This is a genomic window from Acetobacterium wieringae (assembly GCF_026646375.1).
In the GTDB taxonomy this organism is placed as follows: domain Bacteria; phylum Bacillota; class Clostridia; order Eubacteriales; family Eubacteriaceae; genus Acetobacterium; species Acetobacterium wieringae_A.
This window is the reverse complement of record NZ_JAIPPU010000002.1, coordinates 20,665-44,172: the sequence shown is the minus strand read 5'-3', so window position 1 is coordinate 44,172 and position 23,508 is coordinate 20,665. Positions and strand designations below refer to the sequence as shown.

Annotated in this window: 24 protein-coding genes and 1 riboswitch; of the genes, 23 read left to right on the top strand and 1 reads right to left on the bottom strand. The window is 41.7% G+C overall.

From position 1 onward, the window contains the following. Positions 1-4 precede the first annotated feature (4 nt). Positions 5-1,399: a glycine--tRNA ligase gene (locus Q7P33_RS01915; protein WP_070371889.1), complete on the bottom strand. Its 1,395-nt coding sequence runs from the start codon at positions 1,397-1,399 to the stop codon at positions 5-7. Between the two features lie 665 nt (positions 1,400-2,064). Between Q7P33_RS01915 and Q7P33_RS01910 the strand changes: the two genes are divergently transcribed. The 23 genes from Q7P33_RS01910 (at position 2,065) to Q7P33_RS01800 (ending at position 23,348) form a co-directional block, all read left to right on the top strand. Further along, on the top strand, positions 2,065-3,801 hold the full coding sequence (locus Q7P33_RS01910) for a Na/Pi cotransporter family protein (protein WP_303866949.1): 1,737 nt from the start codon (positions 2,065-2,067) through the stop codon (positions 3,799-3,801). 127 nt (positions 3,802-3,928) lie between these two features. Next, positions 3,929-4,013: riboswitch (cyclic di-GMP riboswitch) on the top strand. A 360-nt stretch (positions 4,014-4,373) separates the two neighbouring features. Further along, positions 4,374-5,837: a flagellar hook-length control protein FliK gene (locus Q7P33_RS01905; RefSeq protein WP_303866945.1), complete on the top strand. Its 1,464-nt coding sequence runs from the start codon at positions 4,374-4,376 to the stop codon at positions 5,835-5,837. 13 nt (positions 5,838-5,850) lie between these two features. After that, positions 5,851-6,279: a flagellar hook assembly protein FlgD gene (locus Q7P33_RS01900; protein ID WP_303866942.1), complete on the top strand. Its 429-nt coding sequence runs from the start codon at positions 5,851-5,853 to the stop codon at positions 6,277-6,279. Positions 6,280-6,311: 32 nt separating this feature from the next. Then, complete coding sequence (locus tag Q7P33_RS01895; RefSeq protein WP_303866940.1) at positions 6,312-6,722, top strand: TIGR02530 family flagellar biosynthesis protein; 411 nt, start codon at positions 6,312-6,314, stop codon at positions 6,720-6,722. Between the two features lie 72 nt (positions 6,723-6,794). Continuing rightward, positions 6,795-8,297, top strand: coding sequence for a flagellar hook-basal body complex protein (locus tag Q7P33_RS01890; protein WP_303866938.1), 1,503 nt, complete (start codon positions 6,795-6,797; stop codon positions 8,295-8,297). Positions 8,298-8,481: 184 nt separating this feature from the next. Beyond that, complete coding sequence (locus Q7P33_RS01885; protein WP_148637465.1) at positions 8,482-8,676, top strand: flagellar FlbD family protein; 195 nt, start codon at positions 8,482-8,484, stop codon at positions 8,674-8,676. 31 nt (positions 8,677-8,707) lie between these two features. Beyond that, a complete protein-coding gene (locus Q7P33_RS01880) occupies positions 8,708-9,559 on the top strand; it encodes a motility protein A (RefSeq protein ID WP_303866934.1) in 852 nt (283 codons plus the stop codon). 17 nt (positions 9,560-9,576) lie between these two features. Continuing rightward, the gene (locus Q7P33_RS01875) at positions 9,577-10,317 is read left to right on the top strand and encodes a flagellar motor protein MotB (RefSeq protein WP_303866931.1); all 741 of its coding nucleotides are present in this window, start codon (positions 9,577-9,579) and stop codon (positions 10,315-10,317) included. 30 nt (positions 10,318-10,347) lie between these two features. Beyond that, complete coding sequence (locus Q7P33_RS01870) at positions 10,348-11,361, top strand: flagellar motor switch protein FliM (RefSeq protein WP_303866928.1); 1,014 nt, start codon at positions 10,348-10,350, stop codon at positions 11,359-11,361. Next, positions 11,358-12,464 (top strand): flagellar motor switch phosphatase FliY, encoded by a 1,107-nt coding sequence (gene fliY, locus Q7P33_RS01865; RefSeq protein ID WP_303866925.1) that lies wholly within the window; start codon positions 11,358-11,360, stop codon positions 12,462-12,464. The genes Q7P33_RS01870 and fliY overlap by 4 nt, the downstream gene beginning before the upstream one ends. A 52-nt stretch (positions 12,465-12,516) precedes the next feature. Beyond that, positions 12,517-12,879 (top strand): response regulator, encoded by a 363-nt coding sequence (locus Q7P33_RS01860; RefSeq protein WP_070371898.1) that lies wholly within the window; start codon positions 12,517-12,519, stop codon positions 12,877-12,879. Positions 12,880-12,896: 17 nt separating this feature from the next. Next, complete coding sequence (locus Q7P33_RS01855; RefSeq protein ID WP_303866921.1) at positions 12,897-13,253, top strand: flagellar biosynthetic protein FliO; 357 nt, start codon at positions 12,897-12,899, stop codon at positions 13,251-13,253. Next, positions 13,246-14,034, top strand: a complete 789-nt coding sequence (gene fliP / locus Q7P33_RS01850) for a flagellar type III secretion system pore protein FliP (protein WP_303866918.1) — start codon at positions 13,246-13,248, stop codon at positions 14,032-14,034. The genes Q7P33_RS01855 and fliP overlap by 8 nt, the downstream gene beginning before the upstream one ends. Before the next feature lie 14 nt (positions 14,035-14,048). Continuing rightward, entirely contained in the window at positions 14,049-14,315 is a 267-nt protein-coding gene (gene fliQ / locus Q7P33_RS01845; RefSeq protein WP_303866915.1) for a flagellar biosynthesis protein FliQ, read from the top strand. A gap of 34 nt (positions 14,316-14,349) precedes the next feature. Further along, entirely contained in the window at positions 14,350-15,105 is a 756-nt protein-coding gene (gene fliR / locus Q7P33_RS01840; protein WP_303866914.1) for a flagellar biosynthetic protein FliR, read from the top strand. 24 nt (positions 15,106-15,129) lie between these two features. After that, on the top strand, positions 15,130-16,197 hold the full coding sequence (gene flhB / locus Q7P33_RS01835; protein WP_303866911.1) for a flagellar biosynthesis protein FlhB: 1,068 nt from the start codon (positions 15,130-15,132) through the stop codon (positions 16,195-16,197). Next, complete coding sequence (flhA, locus tag Q7P33_RS01830) at positions 16,194-18,254, top strand: flagellar biosynthesis protein FlhA (RefSeq protein ID WP_303866908.1); 2,061 nt, start codon at positions 16,194-16,196, stop codon at positions 18,252-18,254. Before flhB ends, flhA begins: the two co-directional genes overlap by 4 nt. Positions 18,255-18,290: 36 nt before the next feature. Continuing rightward, positions 18,291-19,154 (top strand): sigma-70 family RNA polymerase sigma factor, encoded by an 864-nt coding sequence (locus Q7P33_RS01825; protein ID WP_303866907.1) that lies wholly within the window; start codon positions 18,291-18,293, stop codon positions 19,152-19,154. A gap of 31 nt (positions 19,155-19,185) precedes the next feature. Beyond that, positions 19,186-19,947: a flagellar hook-basal body protein gene (locus Q7P33_RS01820; protein ID WP_303866904.1), complete on the top strand. Its 762-nt coding sequence runs from the start codon at positions 19,186-19,188 to the stop codon at positions 19,945-19,947. 77 nt (positions 19,948-20,024) lie between these two features. Next, positions 20,025-20,726 carry a flagellar hook-basal body protein gene (locus Q7P33_RS01815; RefSeq protein WP_303866901.1) on the top strand — a complete coding sequence of 234 codons (702 nt, stop codon included), beginning with the start codon at positions 20,025-20,027 and terminating at the stop codon, positions 20,724-20,726. 44 nt (positions 20,727-20,770) lie between these two features. Next, the gene (locus Q7P33_RS01810; RefSeq protein WP_303866899.1) at positions 20,771-22,210 is read left to right on the top strand and encodes a DUF342 domain-containing protein; all 1,440 of its coding nucleotides are present in this window, start codon (positions 20,771-20,773) and stop codon (positions 22,208-22,210) included. Positions 22,211-22,245: 35 nt separating this feature from the next. Further along, a complete protein-coding gene (locus Q7P33_RS01805; RefSeq protein ID WP_084633694.1) occupies positions 22,246-22,863 on the top strand; it encodes a chemotaxis protein CheC in 618 nt (205 codons plus the stop codon). Then, positions 22,860-23,348, top strand: a complete 489-nt coding sequence (locus tag Q7P33_RS01800; protein ID WP_070371908.1) for a chemotaxis protein CheD — start codon at positions 22,860-22,862, stop codon at positions 23,346-23,348. The genes Q7P33_RS01805 and Q7P33_RS01800 overlap by 4 nt, the downstream gene beginning before the upstream one ends. Positions 23,349-23,508: the final 160 nt, after the last annotated feature.

Sequence of the window (23,508 nt, the reverse complement as noted above, 5' to 3'; positions counted from 1 at the left end):
TTGGTTAAAAATCAATCCGCTTTGTAATATAATCGACTACTTCAGCGATGGGGATGCGAACCTGATCCATGGTGTCGCGGTCCCGGAGGGTAACGCATTCATCGTCCAGGGTATCAAAATCGACGGTTACACAGAAAGGTGTACCGATTTCGTCCTGACGACGGTAACGCTTGCCAATGCTGCCAGCTTCGTCGTATTCAATCATAAAGTGCTTTGACAGCAGGGTGGAGATTTCCAGGGCTTTATCGCTTAATTTTTTAGAAAGTGGTAAGACAGCAGCTTTGTAGGCCGACAGGAAGGGATGTATCCGCATGACGTTCCGTTCTTCGGTTTTGTCACCGCTGGTGATGGTTTCTTTTTCCATAGCATTGCATAAGAAGGCCAGAAAAACCCGGTCAGCTCCCAATGAGGGCTCAATGCAATAGGGGATATATTTTTCATTGGTAACCGGATCGGTGTACTTCATGTCTTTTCCCGAGTGATTCTGGTGCTGGGTTAAATCAAAATCGGTTCGGTCGGCAATGCCCCAAAGCTCACCCCAACCAAACGGGAAGCGGAATTCCACATCAGTGGTGGCATTACTGTAATGGGAAAGCTCTTCTTTCTCGTGGTCCCGGAAGCGGATGTTTTCATCTTTCATCCCAAGATCAAACAGCCATTTCTTACAGAACGCTTTCCAATAATCAAACCATTCCAGATCAGTGCCGGGTGCACAGAAAAATTCCAGTTCCATTTGTTCAAATTCTCGGGTTCTAAAAATAAAGTTACCTGGTGTAATTTCATTTCGGAAGGACTTGCCAACTTGGGCGATTCCAAACGGTACTTTTTTGCGGGTTGTTCGCTGAACATTTTTAAAATTGACAAAAATACCCTGGGCTGTTTCCGGTCGCAGAAAGATTTCGCTGGCGGTATCTTCATTAACCCCCTGAAAGGTTTTAAACATGAGATTGAACTGACGGATATCCGTGTAATCCATTTTTCCGCATTCCGGACAGACAATATTATGTTCTTCGATAAAAGTCTTCATTTCGTCGTTGGACCAGGCATCAACAATGACATCTTCGCCTTTTTCAAAATAGTAGTCAGCAATAAGCTTATCGGCACGAAAACGGGATTGACAAGCTTTGCAATCCATCAACGGATCATTGAAGCCTCCTACATGTCCAGATGCGACCCAGGTTTTGGGGTTCATCAGGATGGCAGCATCTAGACCAACATTATAAGGAGATTCCTGAACAAATTTTTTCCACCAGGCTTTTTTAACGTTATTTTTCATTTCAACACCCAGTGGGCCATAATCCCAACTGTTGGCAAGACCATCATAAATTTCTGAACCGGGGAAGATAATTCCCCTCATTTTGGCAAGACTGACAATTTCAGCCATGGTAAATTCTGACATTTTTTTCCTCCTGATTAACATTATTTAAATAGTATTTGGTTTAATAAAAAAAACCGTCCCTTGTTAAAAAACAAGGGACGGTATAACCGCGGTTCCACCCAAGTTGTCTGCCGGTAATGACAAACCACCTTAAAAATTTAACGAATTTCACGGCAACACCAGTTAAATCACTTAAGGATTTAATGGCGGCAACTCAAAAAGTGCCATTCATAGAGTTTGATTACAGATCTTTCACCAGCATCTGTTCGCTTTAAACCATTGACTCACTGAGTTATTCTTTTCTCAACGCTTTTGTTATTTATTTGTAAACTAAAATGAAGAATATCAAATACAAGCGCGGATGTCAACCCAAACTTTTGATATTTAGACGAACTTTGATTTTATTTCTTAAATTAATACCAAGGCGGATTTGTGAATTATCGTTAACGAGGATAACGATAATAATGAAAAGATAATAAAAAAGCAAGTTAAAAATTAAAAAAAAGGTTCTCTTACCGATTGGTTAATGTTAAAATTATGTTAAATTCAAAAAGGTAATGTAAAACAAAAGAATATAGTTATCTTGGTTAACATTAAAAGATTAGGTTGTTATAACCTGGTCTTTCATTATGTTTATTAATTTGGAACAAATGTTGCCTTAATCAATGTTTATTTTGGAGGAAATAATGACGTTAGAAATGCTGATTGGCCTTTTCGGAGGTTTAGGGTTATTTGTTTTTGGGATGCACATGATGAGCGAAGGCTTAAAGACGGTGGCTGGAACAAAAATGAAAAAACTATTGGAAGTTTTGACTAATAATAAGGTCAAAGCAATCCTCGTGGGAACCGTTGTCACAATGATTGTTCAGAGTTCCAGCACCACCACTGTGATGGTGGTGGGTTTTGTTAATGCTGCGCTGATGACACTTACTCAGGCGGCTGGGGTTATTCTTGGCGCCAATATTGGAACAACGGTCACTGCTCAGTTAATTGCTTTTAATGTAACGGAACTCGCGCCAGTTTTTATCGGCTTTGGTGCTCTGATAACGCTTTTCAGTACCCGCAAAAAAAATCGCGATTGGGGCAGTATCATGCTTGGTTTTGGAATCTTATTTTTTGGCATTGCTGCGATGTCAACAGCGATGGAACCACTCCGGGATAGTGAGGATTTCATTTATCTGTTATCAACCTATGGAAAAAATCCGCTACTGGGAGTTTTGATCGGAGCCCTGATCACCGGTATCATCCAAAGTAGTAGCGCCTCTATCGGTTTGCTTCAGGCACTGGCTCTGTCAGGGGTATTTGCCAGTATTGGCGGAACTGGTGCGATTCAAATCTGTATTCCTATTTTAATAGGTACCAATATTGGAACCTGTGTGACTGCTCTGATTTCTTGTATTGGTACCTCCACAGCAGCAAAGAAAGCGGCCTTTATTCATCTGTTTGTTAATGTATTTGGAGCCGTCTGGGTGATGATCCTGTTGGTGGGAATGGACAGCATTATGGCAATTAATCCTATTTACGAATTTATTGTCAGTATTTCTGGTGTGTTTATCAGTAGCAGTGGTGAGGCGGTTCCCAATGTGGCAAGACAGATTGCCATGGCGCATACCTTCTTTAATGTTGCCAACACCATTGTGTTGTTTCCTTTGATTGGTTATTTTGTAACCTTTCTGGATCGGGTTTATCCGGAGAAAGAAGAAGAAAAAGGATTGCAGCTGGATGATCGATTGCTTAATAATCCTTCGATTGCTTTAGGTCAGGTTGTCAAAGAAACAAATCGTTTGGCCGAAATGAGTTTTAAGAATTTTAAAATCGCCTGTGAATCCATCATGGATGGGAATGAAAAGCTGGTTGAAGAAATCATTAAGCGGGAAGAACGCATTGATGAATTTCAGCAAGGCATCGTGGAATACTCGGTTAAGTTGTCAAACGAAAATATGTCAGAAGAAGAAAATGATCGTCTTGCCTTTGTTATGAAAGGGAGCCATGATCTGGAACGAATTGGCGATCATGCCATGAATATCGGGGAATTGGCTGAGATGCGAGCGACTAACAAAATCGTCTTTAGTGATATTGCCAATCAGGAAGTGTTAAATTTAATCAGTTTGACTTCCAACACCCTCAGAGATATGGTAGAATTAATGGAAACAGAAGAATCAAGATTATGTTATAAAATCCTTGACGAAGAAGAAGAAATTGATGAAATGACAGAAAGATTAAAGGATGACCACATCCGACGCCTTAACGAGGGAGTCTGTAACCCTTATGCCGGAGTCATTTTTCTGGATTTGTTGACCAATATTGAACGGGTTGGTGATCATGCCTCGAACATTGCCCAGGGCATTTTGGGTTTAAAACTGCATCAGGGGTTGATTGACAAAGATGAATATGACAATGAGATGGAAGATAGTCATCAATAAATACAACCAATACGGTATGTTGTAACGCAGGTAAATACAGCTAAATAGAGGTATTTACAAGAAATTTATCTTAAGGAAAGTAATGTTTTCATTGACAACAAGAGGAATATATCGTAACATTATAACAACGTAATATTGGCATACTTATTGAAAAGTAAGGACGCAAAACTACAGGGTCTAAATACAGTAGTACATGACAGCCAGTTGCAATTAAGATGGTTATAACCACAATGAGCAGCGGTGTTGTCGCTGCTTTTTTTTGTCAGAAATTAACCATAAATTGAGTTGCAGGGTTTTCCGAGACGGTTATTTAATAATGACCGGTTTGTTTTTCAGGAAAGATTCTTTTAACGGGAATAATTGTCATTTAAAATAGGAGTTTTCTTAAAGTCCAATTTAATTTGCGATTTAGATGTTTACAGTGGTCGTTTTCGCTTATATAGTATAGTATAGAATTATGATTATCTCAGCTGTTTTGGCTGTTATAATAAATGAACAATTTTAATTGTTCGATCATGTTAACGGTGCGATTGTGTATCGGTAATAATCAAGTTTACGAAGGGAGGTAGGCAATGAATTTAGAGTTTCAAGCGACAGGAAGGTCGACAATGACGGGATTGAGAGGGCTGAGTGCACAAGTAGAAAATCCGTCCACCAGTCAGTCAAGCGGACATGAAAAAAGTGCCCAATTCAAAGATTTGCTGGATCAGTCAAAACAGACGATCAGTCATGTGGATTATCATTTGGAGAAGGTTCGAAAGAATCAGCGGGAAGCCAAATCGATTGCGGAAAACAATCGACGGCAAAGTGATCAAACATCGTTAAAAGATGTTGAAGTCACGACTGCTGATGATCAAATTGAAGAACCAAAGATAGTGGACCAAAAAAATGACGAAGAATCGGAAACACGTTCTTCTACAACAATGGATTCTGCACAGTTAATGGCTATGCAAAGTTTTCAGGGAGGTATCGAAACAGCGCTAACTCGGCTCAACCTGAAATTAGGTATCGAAGGGACTGAAGAGTCACAGACGATGGATGAACAAGGACAACTACTCATCGTGACAACTGAGAGTAGTGAACCATTAATGACATCTGCAAAAGAAGGTATGTTGCCGTTTGAAAAAATCGGGGAAGATGAAACACCGGTGTTGGAGCAAAACAGTGAAAGTTTGAATGATGGAACTGTTTTCGAAACGAAAAGCGAAGCGGAGCTGCAAAAAACGGTTGGGTCTGAGTTGGATTCAATTGATGTAACAACCAACAGACGTAACCCGAATCAGGAATTGGTTAGCCAGTCAGTCAGCGTCGATGGTTCCGATTCACAGACCGTTTCTCAAAGCCAACCGCTGGAAAACAAATCTGAAGTTGCGGTTGATGGAGCAAATAAACCTGTTTTAACGGAAGATTCTGAGGCTGACCAATTTGAATTAACTGACGTTCAAACGAACAAGATCAATCAAACAGAAAAACAGAGTTTGGGTGAAAATGGTGTTCAGGAAATTGATATGGCCGCTGTTAATGCAAATAAAAGCGCAGACGTTCAAGCTACGAACAAAACAGAGGTCGCGCAGCAGGTTCAGCAAAAGATTCTTCAAAATTTCGAACCCAACAAGCCAATGGTGTTTCAACTAACCCTGTCACCAGAAAATTTAGGTGATATCGATGTCAAATTGAGCTACGATCAGGGAAAACTGGTCATCGATATTTTGGCTGTCAGCCAGGAAACCCAAAAACTATTGGGAAACCAAATTAATCAATTGGTGAAGGGCTTGGCGCTTCAGAATGTACAAGTGGAAACGGTGCATTTAAATACCCCGGTAGAACAAAGCAGCGATAGTCAGGATGCAACATTTATGATGAACAATGGTTCCGACCCCAATCAAAATCAAAATCAAGCTCTATTAAGAGAACGTTTTATTAAAAACAGCGGGGTGATGAACAGCATCACAACAAATGGTGACGAAGATGAATCGGTATTGATTCCTCAGAATCTCCAGAACTATACGAACCATCGCATTAATTACTTGATTTAAGGAGGAAGATAAAATGGCGATTGATAATATTAATAATTACTTAAGTACCGCAGCAACGACATCAACAACAACGGCTACTTCGACAAAGAAGACTGGCACATCGTTGGATATGGATGATTTTCTCAAGCTGATGGTGGCTCAGCTTAAAAATCAGGATATGAACAATACCGCAGATACCTCGCAATATACGACTCAGATGGCCCAATTTTCGATGGTACAGGCTTTAACGGAACTGAACGAAATGACCAAAACGGCTTATTCCATGAGCTTAATTGGAAAAGAGATTACGTTGGCAGAAAATGCTTCAGATGGTTCGCTTCACGTTGTTGCCGGGACAGTAGAAGGTGTAAATTTATATAATGGCGACGCTCAGGTGATTGTGAACGGTGTCTCTTACCCGATGAGCAGCATTATGGAAGTTGGGCAGGCAAAGTCAGAATAATTGACATTTAGTGTTTAAAAAGAGGTGATCAAATGGCAGACAGTATAAATGGAAATTTTTATCGGTTAAATGATGCCATTATTCGACAAACCGAAAAAATAACCAATCCCACGAATCAGACCTCTAAAGTCACGAATCCGGAAAAAAGCGAAAACAGCTTTCGGGAGCTTCTCGATCAACAAATAAAAAACAGTGTCACATTTACAAAGCACGCCAGTATCAGAAAAGAACAGCGGAATATTGAAGTGTCTGACAGTGATTTGGAAAAGTTGGGAAATGCCTGTGACAAAGCTCAGGAAAAAGGGATTGGCAATGCATTAATTATGATGGATAATTCGGCATTTATCGTCAATGCAGCTGATAAACGTGTTATTACCGTAATGGACAAAAATGAAATGAAAAACAAACTATTCAATGATATTGATGGTGCCGTGTTTATATAGTTGGACCTCGATGAGGAAACTGGAAGCTTTGACCGATAGATAAGCTTCGAACGGCACAGAAAGGAATCAAAAATGATCAGATCTTTATACTCAGGAATTTCCGGGATGGCAGCCCACCAGACCAAATTAAATGTAATTGGTAACAATATTGCCAATGTTAATACCTACGGCTTTAAAGCCAGTCGCGTGGTCTTTAGTGATGTGCTTTATCAGAATTTATCAACCGCGACTGAAGCAACCAACTTGACTGGTGGTACCAATGCCAGCCAGTTGGGTTATGGTGCCAAGGTTGCCAGTATTGATATGCTCAATACTATTTCTTCCGGAGCCAGCACCGGTCGAGCCCTGGATGTCTACATCGCCGGTGAAGGTTACTTGGTTGTACAGCCGGAGGCTGGCAGCAATCGCTACACTCGGGTTGGGAATTTGAAATTCGATGCCTCAGGAAATCTAACCGATGGTGCTGGTAGCAAGGTCATGGGGATACCTCTGGACGCAGATAACAATCCTGTACTCGATGCCGATGGTACCCTGGCAATTGATGGCCTTCAGGCAATTAATGTTCCACCAGCAGAATTAGAAAAATATACCGGCATTACTATTGGTAAATCGGGCGAGATTACTGGGATCAAAGCTGGCGATCCGGAATTTACAAAAGCAACGGGCAATGCATGGTTAACTGGAATCACCCTTCCAGCGGATTCAAATTACACCGGTAATGTTCAACTGGCCGTTGGCGAAATGGTAAATATCGATGCTGCGAGTACTGAAGTAGCTGCGCTTACAATTGAGCCAACCGCAGATGTTGCAGGGACATTAACATTGACGAAAACGGGAGATGTATACACACTGGATCCAGCAAATCTCACACTTAAAGACGGAACGACGCCGATAACAGGTGATCTGACAGGAACCTTATCTTCGAGTGGAATTTTGACTTTTGCAAATCTGCCAGGGCTTAAAATTGACACAACAAAACTAGTATCGACCGCAACAGATTTAGAGAGCGGTGTGGACATTGGTACGATCGCTTTGGATGGTTATACTTCAGTCGTTGCAACGGTTAAAAATCAAGGTGGTGTAACGGAATACCTAAGAACACCACAAGGGACAGATATAGAATTTGATCCGACCACAGACAGCAGTCTTGTCCTTACCAGTACAACCGGTGGTACCGTTACGCTCAATGTTGACCCAACTGCTTTTGATGCGATTGTCCAGGATTTGGATACAAATCCGATTGAAAATACGCAAGTCGGAAAAATCGAAGCTGGTAGTGACAAACCGGTAACCCTGGGCTACCTGGCAATTGGAAAATTTGCCAATGTCGATGGTTTACTGCAAGATGGTAATGGTTACTATATGGAATCCGCCAACTCCGGAACTCCGGTTGCGACCAAAGCTGGAACTAATGGCACTGGAGGAACCGAATCAGCCAATCTGGAAATGTCAAATGTTGACTTATCTCAGGAATTTACCGACATGATTGTTGCTCAACGTGGTTTTCAGGCAAATTCCCGGATCATCACTGTTTCGGACTCCATTCTGGAAGAATTGATTAACCTGAAACGATAGCAAAAATAATTAAGAAGAGCTCACTCGAAGGAGAAAATTCCTTCGGGATGAGCTTTTTATCCTGGCCAGATACCAAAGGGGTGATCACCTTTTGGTATCTGGCTGTTACTTAGTATAAAAGTTGAAAATTACTTCTGTTTAGGTTATACTATGAAAATAAAAAAATATATTTTAAGGTGGAAATATGATAGAATTAACCAGATTAAACAAACAAAAGAATGAAAAATTTCTACTTAATTGTGAGATCATTGAAATTATTGAAGAAAAACCAGATACCACCATTCGCCTCACGAATGGCAAACACTACGTGGTAAACGAAAGTTCTGCCCAGGTGCTATCAAAGATAATTGCATATAAACGCAACATTTTCAGCCGTTAGCCACTAAATTTCTGACAGGAAGTATATATTTATGGAAATATCAACAATCATTGCTTATGTCCTAGTCGTCTTTACGATGTTTTTTGGGATGACATTCAGTTCCGCAAATGGTTTTAACATCGGGGCAATAATGAATTTTATTGATCCTCAAAGCATGTTTATTACCATCGGGGGAACATTTTTCGTGTTAATCGCCTCCTTTCCGTTCAAATCGTTTAAACATATCCCAAAGCATTTAAAAATGATTTTTTTTAAAAGTAAACAAGACCCGCTGGAATATGTGGATACTCTGACAGAACTTTCCAAAGAGGCGAGACGTAAGGGATTGTTGGCTCTGGAAGCGAAGGCTGCCGATATTCAGGATGAGTTTCTAAAAGAAAGCGTACTGCGAATTGTCGATGCAATTGAACCGGACAAATTGAGATCCTGGTTTGATCAGAAAATCGATTATATCTCGGAACGAAATGATCTCGAACGAAAAATATATGATATGGGCGCTGCGTTGGGGCCGGCCTTCGGGATGATCGGAACCCTGATTGGTTTGGTAAACATGCTAAAAAACATGAGCTTTGAAGGTGGTGCCAGCACCCTGGGTTCAGATATGTCGGTCGCATTGATTACGACCTTTTATGGATCAGTACTGGCAAACTGTGTCTTCATGCCCATATCCAATAAATTAGAAATTGCGCAAGAGCGAGATCTGCTGATAAAAGAACTGATTATCGAGGGGGTAGTTGCCATAAAAGAAGGCGAGAATCCCAAATACATTCGAGATAAATTAATGAACTTTTTGACGGAAGACGAAATCAGAAAGGCAAGTGGTGAAGCACCATCAAAAGGTGGAAAATCCAAAGGTAAAAAAGGAAAAGCTGTTGAAAGTTAAAAATAGGGGTATACATTATGGGTAAGCGTAATAAGAACAAAAAGGGAGTCAACAAAGATGCCTGGCTGAATACCTATGCAGACATGATCACCCTGATTTTAATCTTCTTTATTCTACTTTTCTCGATGTCAACGTTGGATGCAGCAAAGTATAAGCAATTGGTTGAAATATTTAATCCGGCAGCGGTATATGAAACGACCGGAACAGCGACGGAGTCAGATGGTTCGACATCGCCAAATGAGGATATTTCGGTGGAAGAGATTGTTGATTTGGAAGATCTTTACCAATACCTGAGTCAGTATACCAAGGAAAATGGTTTGGATGATGCCGTCAGTATCGAAAAATATGAAAAAGCAGTTTCGATCAAGTTTATGTCATCAATCTTTTTTGAACCAGACAGTTCCCGTATTAAAGCCGGTGGACAGCAGGTTTTAGCAGATATTGGCCAGGCCTTTAAGGCCGTGGAGCCGACTATCAAATCAATCCGGATTGATGGTCATACAGCGCAGGCAGATTCACCAGTCGATGATCGGGATTTATCCAGCAGCCGAGCCAATGAGGTGCTAAGATTCTTACAGAATGGCTATATTACTGATCCGGCAAAATTATTGTCAGTGGGATTTGGGCAGTATCGACCCATCGCACCCAATGATACCGAAGAAAACCGTGCCAAAAATCGCCGGGTTGAGATCATTATTTCCGAAAATGAAGATTTTTTCAGCGACATTGCGACAGGAACAGATACAGTTGCACAATAGAATTAGAGACAAACACTTAGGAGAAATAAAATGGCAGAAATTCTTTCGCAAAGTCAAATTGATAGCCTTTTAAGCAGCCTGATCAGTGGTAAGGACGAGCCTGAAGCGCCAAGTCCGGTGGCTGGTAAGAAGGTTAAAGATTACGATTTTAGAAGACCAAAGCTTTTTACCAGAGAGCAACTTAAGCATTTATTCAGTATTTATGAAAATTATGCCCGGCTGGTGTCTTCTCATATAACAGGAATTCTGCAGACTTACAGTTTGGTAGAAATAATCGAGGTGGAAGAACAGCAGTATTACGAGTTTAATAATGCCCTCCCCGATTCGGTTTTAATGGGTCTGATTGACTTTGATATTAAAGACAGCGAAGATGAAGAAGATCTGGTCATTATGGATCTTTCCAAAGACGTTGGTTTTTGCAGTTTTGACCGATTATTGGGCGGCTCAGGAAAGCCCTTGAAAGAAGATCGAGAGTTTACTGAAATTGAAATTGGGGTTATGGAATATTTCTTCAGAGGGATGATCAACCTGATGAAAAATGTCTGGTTTGATTATCTGGAAATATCCCCTCGATTAATAAAAATTGAAACCAATTCCCGGATTCTCCAGGGAATCGGGGCTGATGAAAATGTCGTCATTATTGTTATGAGTATCAAAGTAAATGAAACTCAAGGTAAAATTAATATCTGTATTCCGGCGTCAACCCTGGATATGCTCTTTAAAAAGAAAATGTCTCAAACCAAGAAGAATATCAAAAGAGGGGATCAACAGGCAGAGGAAAAGAGACGTTTAAATATTATCAATGAAATCAGAAAGACAGAGTTGGAAATAAAAGGTGTTTTAGGTGACACCGAGGTACTCTCCCAAGATATTTATGAGCTGGAAGTCGGAGATATCATCAAGCTGAATAAACCGGCAAATTCGATGGTTGATATTGTTGTCAATGATGAGGTCTGGTTTAGGGGGGAAATGGGTGATTATAAGAAAAAAAGAGCGATTCAGATAAAAGAGCTTAACGAGAGGGGAAGTGAACTATTCATATGACAGAAGCAGTAGAAAATCCAGATAAGCTATCCGGAATGGAAGTTGATGTTATCGGCGAGGTTATGAACATTAGTATGGGTACAGCCGCCACCGCAATGTCAACCATTTTAAATACCAAGGTTAATATCACGACGCCAAGAATTGAAACAATCGGAGTTGAAGCGTTTGAGTTCGCTTACCTTGAGCCAGTAATCGGGGTTTTGATTAACTATGTAGAGGGAATCGAAGGGGCTAATGTCCTACTGTTACAAGAGTCGGACATGAAAAAAATACTGTCCCAGTTGTTTGATATGGACACCAGTGATGATATTGAGTTCGATGAAATCAGTAAAAGTGCCATTGGTGAAATCATGAACCAGATGATGGGAGCAGCAGCGGGCGCATTGGCTTCGTTTCTCGGGAAAGTTGTCAATATCTCACCGCCAATCTTGCTGGATACCACCAGTAAAGCCAGTATTCGTGATTTGTTTTCCTTGAAGGGCGATAATCTGGTCAGTATTAAATTTAATCTAAGCATTGAAGGCTTGGTTGAAAGTGAATTTATCAGTGCAATGGAACCGGCTCTGGCCCGGGAAATTGTAACCATGTCAATGGGTGCCAGCGGCATGGATGATGAGGAAGAAGTTGCCCCACCCCCACCGCCACCGCCGGTACAACAGGCTCCACCGGTACAACCGGAAGCGGCCTACCAGCCACCTTCCCAGGCGCCGCCACCACCAGAACCAGCTCGGGTGGTTCGAAATGATCCGCCACCAGCGGCTTATGCTCCACCCCAACAACCGGTTCAGGTCAATCCCTATGAATATCGAAAACTGGGAGAAGAGCAACCAATGAATATCCCAGGTGATAATTTGGATTTACTGATGTCTGTGCCAATCCAGATTACGGTGGAATTGGGTCGAACCAGAAAAAAAATAAAAGATATCGCCGAGTTGACTCTAGGCAATATTGTTGAGCTGGATCGTCAGGCAGGTGACCAGGTGGATGTCATTGCCAACGGACGACTTATTGCCCGGGGTGATGTGGTCGTTGTTGATGATAACTATAGCGTAAAAATTACCGAAATAATAAAAGTCAGAGACAATTCTGAACAACAAAAATAGCAGAAATTAGTATAGATAACAAATTTAAAGCATGAATTAAAAGGAGAAGAAAATGAGTAAAATTTTAATTGTAGATGATGCGGCTTTTATGCGGATGATGATCAAGGATAGTTTGAAAAAGGGTGGTTATACCGATTTTATCGAAGCTGAAAATGGCGAGATTGCGTTAGCAGAATACAAAGAAAATCGACCGGATTTAGTGCTTCTGGATATTACGATGCCAGTGATGGATGGAATCCAGGCACTCCAGGCAATCAAAGGATTTGAGCCTCAATCCAAGGTTATTATGTGTTCAGCCATGGGCCAGGAAGGGATGGTAGTCGAAGCCATTAAAAATGGTGCATTGGATTTTATCGTAAAACCCTTTAAAGCAGATCGTCTCCTTCAAACCGTTAATAGTGCCCTTGGCAAATAAAAGAGAGAAGGTTCAAATTGGGTTCGAGTGATGTATTTTCAATAATTCTAGCACTACTGGGAACCATCGGGGTCATTGTTTTAACCTATTATGGAAGCAGATGGTATATTGAACGGTTCATCAAACGGCCGGGATCATTATCTGGTGAACATCATATGAAAGTCATCGAACGATTAATTGTCGGGAAAAACGGTTCAATTATTATCGTTGACATTCAGGGGGTTCAGTATCTGGTTGGCGTCACTGAACATAACATTCAAATTTTGTCACAATTGGATGAGCCCATTTCGTATCAAAAAAAGCAGGAAATATCTAAAGAGAGCTTTTTGAGTATGGTAAAATCATTTTCTCAAAAGGAAAAACAGAATGAATGATATAATTGAGACATCAAAAATTAGAAGTGCGCGTTTAAAAAAAATACTGATTAGCCTGACGGTCATTGTCATTTTGTTTTCTCTGACTGCGGTAAAAGCCCATGGTGCCGAGTTGTCGGTGGAAGGTTTGTTGGCAGGGGAAAGCTCGGATACGGTAAAGATTATCGTTCTGATGACCCTCCTTGCGATTGTGCCGACACTACTCTTAATGATGACATGTTTTGGCAGAATTATCATTGTCCTGTCGTTTTTACGAAGCGCCCTGGGGTTGCAACAAACCCCGCCTAATCAGATTCTGGTGGGTCTGGCTCTGGCTATTACTTTTTTTGTGATGTCACCGGTTTTAACTGAGATCAACGAGGTGGCTCTGCAACCCTACAACGCCGGTACAATTAATACCCAGCAGTTTCTGGATTCGGCAGTGGTGCCGATAAAAGAATGGATGCTGATGCAAACCACCACCACGGATGTGGATTTGTTTAAAAATCTGGCAATTCAGGCAGGCCAAACCGGTATTGAAAACGTACAGCCAGCGGAGTTGCCGATGACCGTAGTTATTCCCGCCTTTATCATCAGTGAATTAAAGCGGGCCTTTTTAATTGGGTTTTTGCTGTTTATCCCATTTTTGATCATTGACATGATTGTTTCAAGTGTGCTTATGTCCATGGGGATGATGATGCTGCCGCCGGTTATGATTTCTCTACCATTTAAACTGATGCTCTTTGTGGTGGTGGATGGATGGGGGTTACTCGTTAAAACCCTGATTATGACCTATAATTAAGAAGGGAGCAGCAAATGAGTACAGGCGATTTAATTGGTATCTTTAGAGATGCAATCTTTACCGGGATGAAGGTAGCTGGTCCCATTCTGCTAATTAGCATGCTGGTGGGTTTGATTATTTCAATTATTCAGGCAGCGACATCCATCAATGAACAGACGATGACATTTGTTCCCAAACTGATCATCACTGCACTGATGATGATTATTGCCGGTGGGTGGATGCTTCAACAGATGATGGATCTGATCTTTCGGATTTTCGAGCTGATTGCCACCAAGATCTAACAGATAAATATGGGTGATCGATGTGACATTTGATATGAACCAGTATTTGATTTTTTTACTTGCGAGTTGCCGAACAGCCGGGGTGATTTTTTTTAATCCTATATTTGGCCGAAATAGCATCCCCAGCATTGTGAAAGTTGGCTTATCTCTGGCCATTGCAATGTTTGCTGTCTTTGAACTTGGAACAACCCAGGTAATTAATTACAGTGCGATTGAGTTTATCGGAGCGATGCTTCAGGGTTTTATCATCGGCATTGTGATTGGTTTTATTATGACCCTTTTCCTTTCGGTTTTTCAACTGGGTGGAGAAGTGATTGACATGCAAATGGGCTTGAGTATGGCATCGATGTATGACCCGGCCACCAAGGCCAATATTTCAGTGACCGGAAACCTACTGACTGCCATGTATGTTCTGATCTTTTTTATTTCGAATGCGCATCTGGCCCTCTTTACCGTAGTGATTCAATCATTTCAGGTTATCCCGCTGGGGTTTGGACAGATCAGTGATAAGGTGGCTGTTTATTTTATCGAACTGATGTATTATATCTTTATCTATGCCGTCCAGGTCGCAATCCCAATTATTGTCACTGAAATCGTATCTGAATTTGCAGTAGGGATCCTGATGCGACTGGTACCGAACATTAATGTATTTGTTATCAATATCCAAATTAAAGTGATCATTGGTTTGATTGTTATCTTCACGCTAATTCCGGCATTGGCTAATTTTATGACCCAAATGAATTTGCTGATGATGGAAAAAATAACTCAGGTACTGACATTTTTCATTTAGCACAGTAAAAAATCGGAGAAAAGAATGGCAGGATCAGAAAAAACCGAAAAAGCAACCCCCAAAAAAAGAAAAGACGAGCGGAAAAAAGGGAATACCTTTCAAAGTAAAGATGTTGTCTCTGTGGTACTTCTTTTTGTAGCATTTTTTATTTTAAACCAGCTGGTGCCTTTTATTTATCTACAGATCAAAAATTTCTATACTGCCCAAATGAAGAAAATGACAACTATGGAGACCCTTACCGTGTCCGGCGTTAATCAGCTATTTCGGGAAGGGGCTCTGGTATTTTTTATTTCTGTATTGCCGGTGGCAGTAGTCATTATGTTTGTTGCAGTTATTATGTCAGGGGTTCAAACCGGTTTTCTGGTAACTGGAGATGCCCTTAAACCCAAATTCAACCGAATTAATCCACTATCAGGAATCAAGCGGATGTTTTCACTGCGATCATTGGTGGAGCTGCTTAAATCACTGGCCAAAGTAGCATTGATCATCGCCATTATTTATACAACTATTATGGCCATGATTCCGATGACACCGGATATGCTGATCACTAAAATTGATGAAAATGTGATGTTTATGATGGATCAGACCATGTCCATGGTTCAGACCGTCTGTATGATTTTTGCGGTAGTGGCCATTCTGGATTATGCCTATCAACGCTACGACTATGAAAAGAAACTCAAAATGACAAAGCAGGAAGTCAAAGACGAATACAAGCAGACGGAAGGAAATCCCGAAATTAAAGGGAAGATCCGGCAAAAACAACGTGAAATGAGCATGAGTCGGATGATGCAGATGGTTCCGCAGGCCGATGTCATTGTCAGAAACCCAACTCATTATGCAGTGGCTTTAAAATACGATGCCGATCAGGATGTGGCCCCGCTGGTGTTGGCAAAAGGGAAAGACCATATTGCCCTGAGGATTGTTAAAGTTGCTGAGGAAAATAAGGTATTGGTAAAAGAAAATAAGGGCTTGGCCCGCAGTCTGTATGAATCTGTGGAGATTAATGCGTACATCCCGGCAGAACTCTACAAAGCCGTAGCAGAATTAATGGCATGGGTTTATAGTACTCGTAAAAAGGAAAATGTCAAATGAAAATCATTCAGAACCTTGTCGTTGTCTTTGTAATTCTGACAATCGCCCTTATTATAATACCATTACCGCCATTCATTTTGGATTTTATGTTTATTTTAAACATATCCATCTCCCTTATTATTCTGTTAACAACCATGTATATCAAGGGGCCGCTGGACTTTTCGATCTTTCCATCACTACTTTTGATTACCACCCTTTTACGGCTGGCCCTTAACATTTCCTCAACCCGTCTGATCCTTTCAAACGGCGGACAAGCCGGAGCAGTGATTGCAACATTTGGTTCATTTGTATTGGGTGGTAACGCCATTGTTGGTTTTGTTGTCTTTATTATTATCGTCATCGTCCAATTTATTGTTATTACCAAGGGAGCGGAACGAATTTCTGAAGTATCGGCCCGTTTCACCCTGGATGCGATGCCCGGAAAGCAGATGTCTATTGATGCAGATCTGAGTTCGGGAGCAATTACCGATACCGAAGCGCGAGAACGGCGCCAGAAAATTCAAACCGAAGCGGAATTTTATGGTTCCATGGATGGGGCTACCAAGCTGGTTAAAGGCGACGCAGTCGCTTCGATGATCATTGCTGTGATCAATCTCGTCGGCGGGATGATAATCGGAATGATCCAGGGCGGAATGGCCCTGGAAGAAGTGGTTTCGGTTTATACGATTGCCACTGTAGGGGACGGTCTGGTTTCTCAGGTACCGGGATTGATGATTTCCGTGGCCACAGCCATGATTGTGACCCGGGCTGCCTCAGAAAACAACCTGAATGTGGATGTCAAGAATCAATTTCTGTCCCAGCCCCAGGTACTGGTTATTGCCGGGATTGGCGTTTCTGCGATGGCATTTATTCCCGGGGCACCTGCATTTCAAATCCTGTTGTTAGCGGTCATGCTCAGTGGATTTGGTTTATTACTGATCCGTCGCTCCAATGTCAAAGTGGTAGTGGATGAGGTTGAACAGATGACCCAACTGATTCAGGAAGAAAGCAGTGAGGTTGATTTTTACCGGAACATCGATAATGTATATAATATCATCGGGGTCGAACCGATCGAAATGGAGTTTGGTTATTCCCTGTTGCCGATGGTGGATGAAGGCAGCTCAGGTAACTTTATCGACCGGATCGTTATTTTTAGAAAACAATTTGCAATGGACATGGGCGTGGTTATTCCCACTGTTCGATTAAGAGATAATGGACTCATTAACCCCAATCAGTATATAATTAAGATTAAAGGCGAAGAAATTGCCAAGGGCGAAGTTCTGGTTGGCTATTACCTGGCTCTAGATCCAACCAATACCAGCGAACCCATTGATGGGATTGAAACCATTGAGCCAGCCTATGGCATTAAGGGGAAATGGATCACAGAAAATGAGAAAGAATTGGCTGAGGTTTACGGTTACACGGTTATTGATGCCCTTTCTGTGATTGTGACGCATATGTCTGAGGTTATTAAGAAGCATATGCATGAATTGTTGAGTCGACAGGACATCAATACCCTGCTGGAAAACGTCTCAAAAGCAAACCCGGCCATTGTCGAAGATGTCATTCCCAATATTATTTCAATTTCTGATTTCCAGAAAATTCTGATTAACCTCTTAAATGAAGGAATCCCCATCCGGGATATGGAAAGTATCCTTGAAACCCTGGGAGATCATGGTACCAGCATCAAGGATACGGATATGCTCACCGAATACGTCAGACAGAAACTCAAACGAACCATCACCAGAAAATACACCGATGGCAATAGCATTAAGGTTATTGCGTTGGATCAGGAAATTGAAAACATCATCCTGAGTTCAGCTAAAAAGAACGAGCATGGAACGTATCTGGCCATTGATCCGCAGGTGGTACAAACCATTGTTGAAAAGGTTACCGAGCAAATTGAAAAACTCAAAGAAATCATTGATCATTCGATTATTCTCACATCCCCAATTGTGCGTATTTATTTTAAGCGATTAATTGAACAATTTATGGCAGACTTAACCGTCTTATCCTTTAATGAAATAGATACTAATATTCAGATTCAGGTGATCGGAATGATAAAGTTGGAGAATTAATCAGAGCAAAGCCTTCTAAGAATAAGGAGTGTCAGAATGAATGTTGCAGAAATATACAGGAAAAAAAATGAACTGAATGATAATGTATCGGAAGAACAGTCAGTTGATCAGGTGCTTGAGCAGTCAGTGGAGACACCGGGGACAGAAAAGATTGTCGATGAGAAGACGATGGCACTTTGGCAACTCTATAAAGAACAGCGCACGACTGAGATCCGGAACGAAATCGTTCTGCAATATAGCGGTCTGGTTAAGAAAATTGTGTTAAGATTTAAGGGTAGTTACAACAATTTTGGACAACTGGACGATATGGTTAATCAGGGGATGATTGTCCTGATTGATGCAGTGGAAAAGTTTGATCCGGAGATGGGGAATAAATTTGAAACCTTTGCGACCTTAAAAATTAGAGGCGCAGTGATTGATTTTATGCGCAAGCAGGATTGGGTACCGCGTAGCCAGCGGAGTCTTTCAAAGGTGCTGGAAGAAACCTACGGTGAGTTATATGCCGCTCTGGAAAGAGAACCCAGTGAAGCAGAAATTGCCACCAAAATGGGTATATCGGAGGCTAACCTACAGAAGATTTTGCAGCAGCGACATAATTCCATTGTTTTATCGTACGAAGAAGCCATCAATGAAAAAATGATGGAAGTCTCTCCACTGATTACTGAAGAGCGAGCGGATGACTCCCCGGAATCCACCATCTTGTTTGATGAACTGAAAATGAAGCTGGGCGAAGCCATTGACCAACTGAAGGAAAAAGAACGACTGGTAGTCTCACTTTATTATTATGAAAATTTAAAACTCAAAGAAATCGCCGAGGTGCTGGGTGTGACTGAGTCGCGGGTTTCGCAGATTCACTCTCAGGCGATGATAAAAATGAGAAATCGATTAAAAAACTATTAAATTAAAGAATTATTAATTAGGAGGTATTGTAATGGACAGAGGATCTTATTCAGCTGCAGCGGGGATGTTGTCCGGCCAACGGGCTATTAATGTATTGTCACAAAACGTCGCAAATGTCATTACTGCGGGATATAAAAATCAAATAACAGTACAGTCAAGTTTTGCAGAGTATATGGCCTCGCGGATGAGTACCGATCCGAATATTGCCCAGGCGGATATCGGTCCTGGGGCTTATATTACGGTGAATGCCGAACAGTTCATCGATTTTACACAGGGTGGCTTTGTAAAAACGGATCGTAGTGTCGACATGGCGATTCAGGGGCCGGGCTTTTTTGTCATCCAAAATGCCAATTTTGGTCAAGTGCTGACCCGCAATGGTCAATTTGAGTTGGATGCTCAGGGCTTTCTGGTATTGCCAGGGGTTGGCCAGGTCTTAAATCCTGCCGGACAGCCGATTCAATTGGCTGGTAGTGATTTTGATGTGGAGGCAGATGGTGCAATTATCCAAAATGGGGCGGAAGTCGCCCGGATAAATATTGCGACGGTGGCAAACGAACAGGATCTGATGCCAGTTGGCGAAGGGTTTTATCAGGCAGCTAACGGTTTTCAGGCAGCACCGGCACTGACTTTTACGGTTTATCAGGGGTATACTGAAGAGTCAAATGTGGATATGAGTAAAGAAATGACTGATCTGATTGCTAAACAGAATAATTTCACTTCATGCTCACAAATGCTAAAGATCTTTGACAAGATCAGTGAAATTGCGTCAAATACAATTGGGAGAGTTGGATAGAGAATAATTCTTTGAGTCCAAGAAGAAAGTATCAACGACTCGATGAAGTTTTCATAAATTACAGGAGGAGCATGATTATGATACGAGGATTTTATGCAGCCAAAACGGGTATGGTCAGTCAGCAGAATGCGCTTAATATTATCAGTAACAATGTGTCGAATATCAATACGATCGGGTTTAAACCCCAGGTTACAGCGTTTGCATCGTTATTATACCAGAATATTGATGGTGGGTCAGGCGCACAAATCAGTACCGGGAGCGGATCAAAGGTTCAAAAAATAGGCATCGACTTTTCGTCTGGCGAACTTGAACCAACCGGACGGGATCTGGATTGTGCGATTGAAGGCGACGGCTTTTTCGGGGTTTTGAACAAAACCACAAACACGATAACTTACACCAGAGATGGTGTTTTTCATATCAGTGTTGAGGGGGATCAACGATTTTTAGTCGATGCAATTGGAAATTATGTTTTAGGCAAGGATGGTAATCCACTAAATGTAACTGACGGTTATGACAGTGAATTAATTGGCGTTTTTTCCTTTCCAAACCGGTATGGACTCGAGTTACTGGGAGGGAACCAGTTTGCGCAAACGAATGTATCGGGGCCGGCACAGGTGGATACGGTCAGTATTATTCGTGAAGGTTATATCGAATCATCGGCTACCGATTCCGCTACGGAGATGGTAAAAGTGCTACAGGCCAACAGTGCCTTTTCATTTAATTCACGAGTCGTTCAATCCGCCGATGAAATGGAAAAGACGGTAAATCAACTGAGATAAATAGGATGGAATAAAGAAAAAGCGTAGGGAAAAGGGGATGGATTATGTGTGAGGAGAATGCCAAAACAGAACATGCAGCTTTGATTGAAGTTAGTATCAGTGATGATAAAAAGCAGGCTTTTATCAAACTGGAGAAACAGGAAGAAGGCAGCACCATTTTTACCAAAGAAGAGCTGCTGGCCGCTCTGGCAGAGAACCAGATTATCCACGGGATTATTGAAAGTGCGGTTGAAAAGCTGGCTCAGCGACCGATTTACAAGATCCGGATCAAGGTAGCCGAAGCGACTGACCCGATTGATGGTAACGATGGGGAAGTCAATTTACTGGTAAAAAAAGATGCTGACTATAAACCGGAATACAGCGGACATGAAACCATCGATTACAAAAATCTTGATTATTTTCAGATGGTTAAGAAGGGTCAGGTTTTATGCGAGATTACCAAAGAAACTCCAGGAATTGACGGGATAGACCTTTATGGCCAGGTGATTCCGGCCCACAAAGGAAGAAAGCCCCAGATACCAGCTGGCAAAAATACCAGCCTGACGGCTGATGAATCCAAACTTCTGGCAGACTGTGATGGTATTATCAAATTTGTTAATACCATTAATATTGAAGAGATGATGCACATTCGCAAGAATATCGACTTTTCAACCGGTAATATTAATTTTCCCGGAGACGTGACGATTGATGGTGATGTCAGCAGCGGCTTTTCGGTGAAAGCTGGGGGTAATCTAATTATTAAAGGGGTCGTTGAAGATGCTAAAATCGAGGCTGCCGGGAACGTGGTTATTGCCAAAGGGATCTATGGGGGGAACTCTGGAGATGTGATCGTCGGTCAGGATCTTCGTTGTAATTACATCGAAAATGCTGTTTTGCACGTTGACGGTGATATTACCGTGGATTATATTATTGATGGCAAAATCACCTGCAATGGTAATATCTATCTATCTGGTAGTAAAGAACTGGTGGTGGGCGGTGAAATACAATTGCTGGGCGAGCTGGTCGCTCGAACTATTGGCAATGATCGGGAATATCCCACGATTATTCGGATTATGGGAGAAAAAATCATTGATCAGGCTGAAATTGACCGATTATGCGTAAAAGCGGCAGAGGTCCGGCAGCAGCTGGCGGATAGTAGCGAAAAAGAAGCGCAGGTAACGGCGCTGTTGCTGGCTCAGGAAAAGAAGGACATGCTCAGTCGTAAACACGACAGCCCCGCTATGGAACAGATCGCCACCCTGAAAAAACAGATTGATCGACAGGTACTGACCCTTAAAAAAGAAATTGAGGAAATAGAGAATGCCATTATTTATGTCGAAAAAAAGGCCAGTATCAATTATTACGGATCGGTTTCAGCCAAGCGAAAACTCTACCGGGGAACCCGGATTTTCTTTGGTGATATGCCCTTTTCGTTTGAGTTTGACAGCCTGGAACACTGCAAAATATATTGGGACAACGATATGATCATAAACGGGATGCTGTAGTAAGGAAATATGATTGAGGGGAAAGAGGTAAAAATTTGTTCGAGAACTATGATGAACTAAATGAAATGCAAATTGATATGCTCCGGGAGATCGGTAATATCGGGGCTGGCAATGCGGCTACCGCACTGGCCACAATCTTAGACGAAAAGGTGGATATGAGTGTTCCCTCGGTTCGGATTACCGGCTTTGACGAGGCGGTTGCCAATCTGGGTGGTGCCGAAACCATGACCGTGGCGGTGTTGGTTAATTTCAGCGGCGATGCGCATGGGATGATTATGTTTTTACTCAACGTGGAAGATGCCAAAAGCATTATGGACATTCTGGTTGGTGAAGATGATGGCGAAGAAGGACTCAGCGAAATGAAAATTTCCGGCATCAAAGAAATTGGAAATATTCTGGCATCTTCTTATGTCAATGCCATTTCGGCGTTAACTGGACTGACAATCGAGGTATCCGTTCCCTATGTGGCCATTGACATGGTCGGGGCTCTGATGAGTGTTCCGATTATTGAGTTTGGAGCAATTGGTGACAAATTAATGTTTATTGAAGAAAATTTTCTGGGCGAAACCAACGATTTAAAGAGCAACATGATTATGTTTGCCGAAATCAATACATTAAAAACGATTATGCAAAAACTAGGGCTGGAAATATGAGTCAGGCAATTGTAATTGGGATATCGGATTATAAATTAGCCAAGGGCCCGGAGGTATTGGTCACCTATGCTTTGGGTTCCTGTGTGGGCGTTTGTTTGTACGATAAAGTCACAAAGGTTGGCGGTTTATCTCATATTATGCTGCCAGACAGCACCAATTTTTCGAACAAGGACATCAATCGCAAAAAATTTGCGGATACTGCCATTGTGGATCTGGTTGATGAAATGAAACGAGCCGGATGCGGCAATAACCGCATCGTTGCGAAAATTGCCGGTGGCGCCCAAATGTTTGAGGTTCAGCCCGGCAGTAAGCTGGGAGCCATTGGGGAACGCAATATTCTTTGTGTCAAGCAGGTATTGAGTCAACTACGGATTCCCATTCTGGCCGAAGATACCGGACTTAATTTTGGACGAACTCAATATTTTGATCTGGCTACAGGCATTATGAAGATACAGTCTCTGAATCGTCGGATTGAGGAGTTTTAAAGCTCGCTCAGCTGAATATAGTATTGTTTTGTAGGGGCGAATCGTGATGATCAAAGGGTCAAATTCTCGCCCGCACACGACCTGAATAATTCGATCTGTTTAATCAAAGGTTCGTTGAGTTATTAATATGGTTTTAAATTAAAATAACCAATTATTTGTT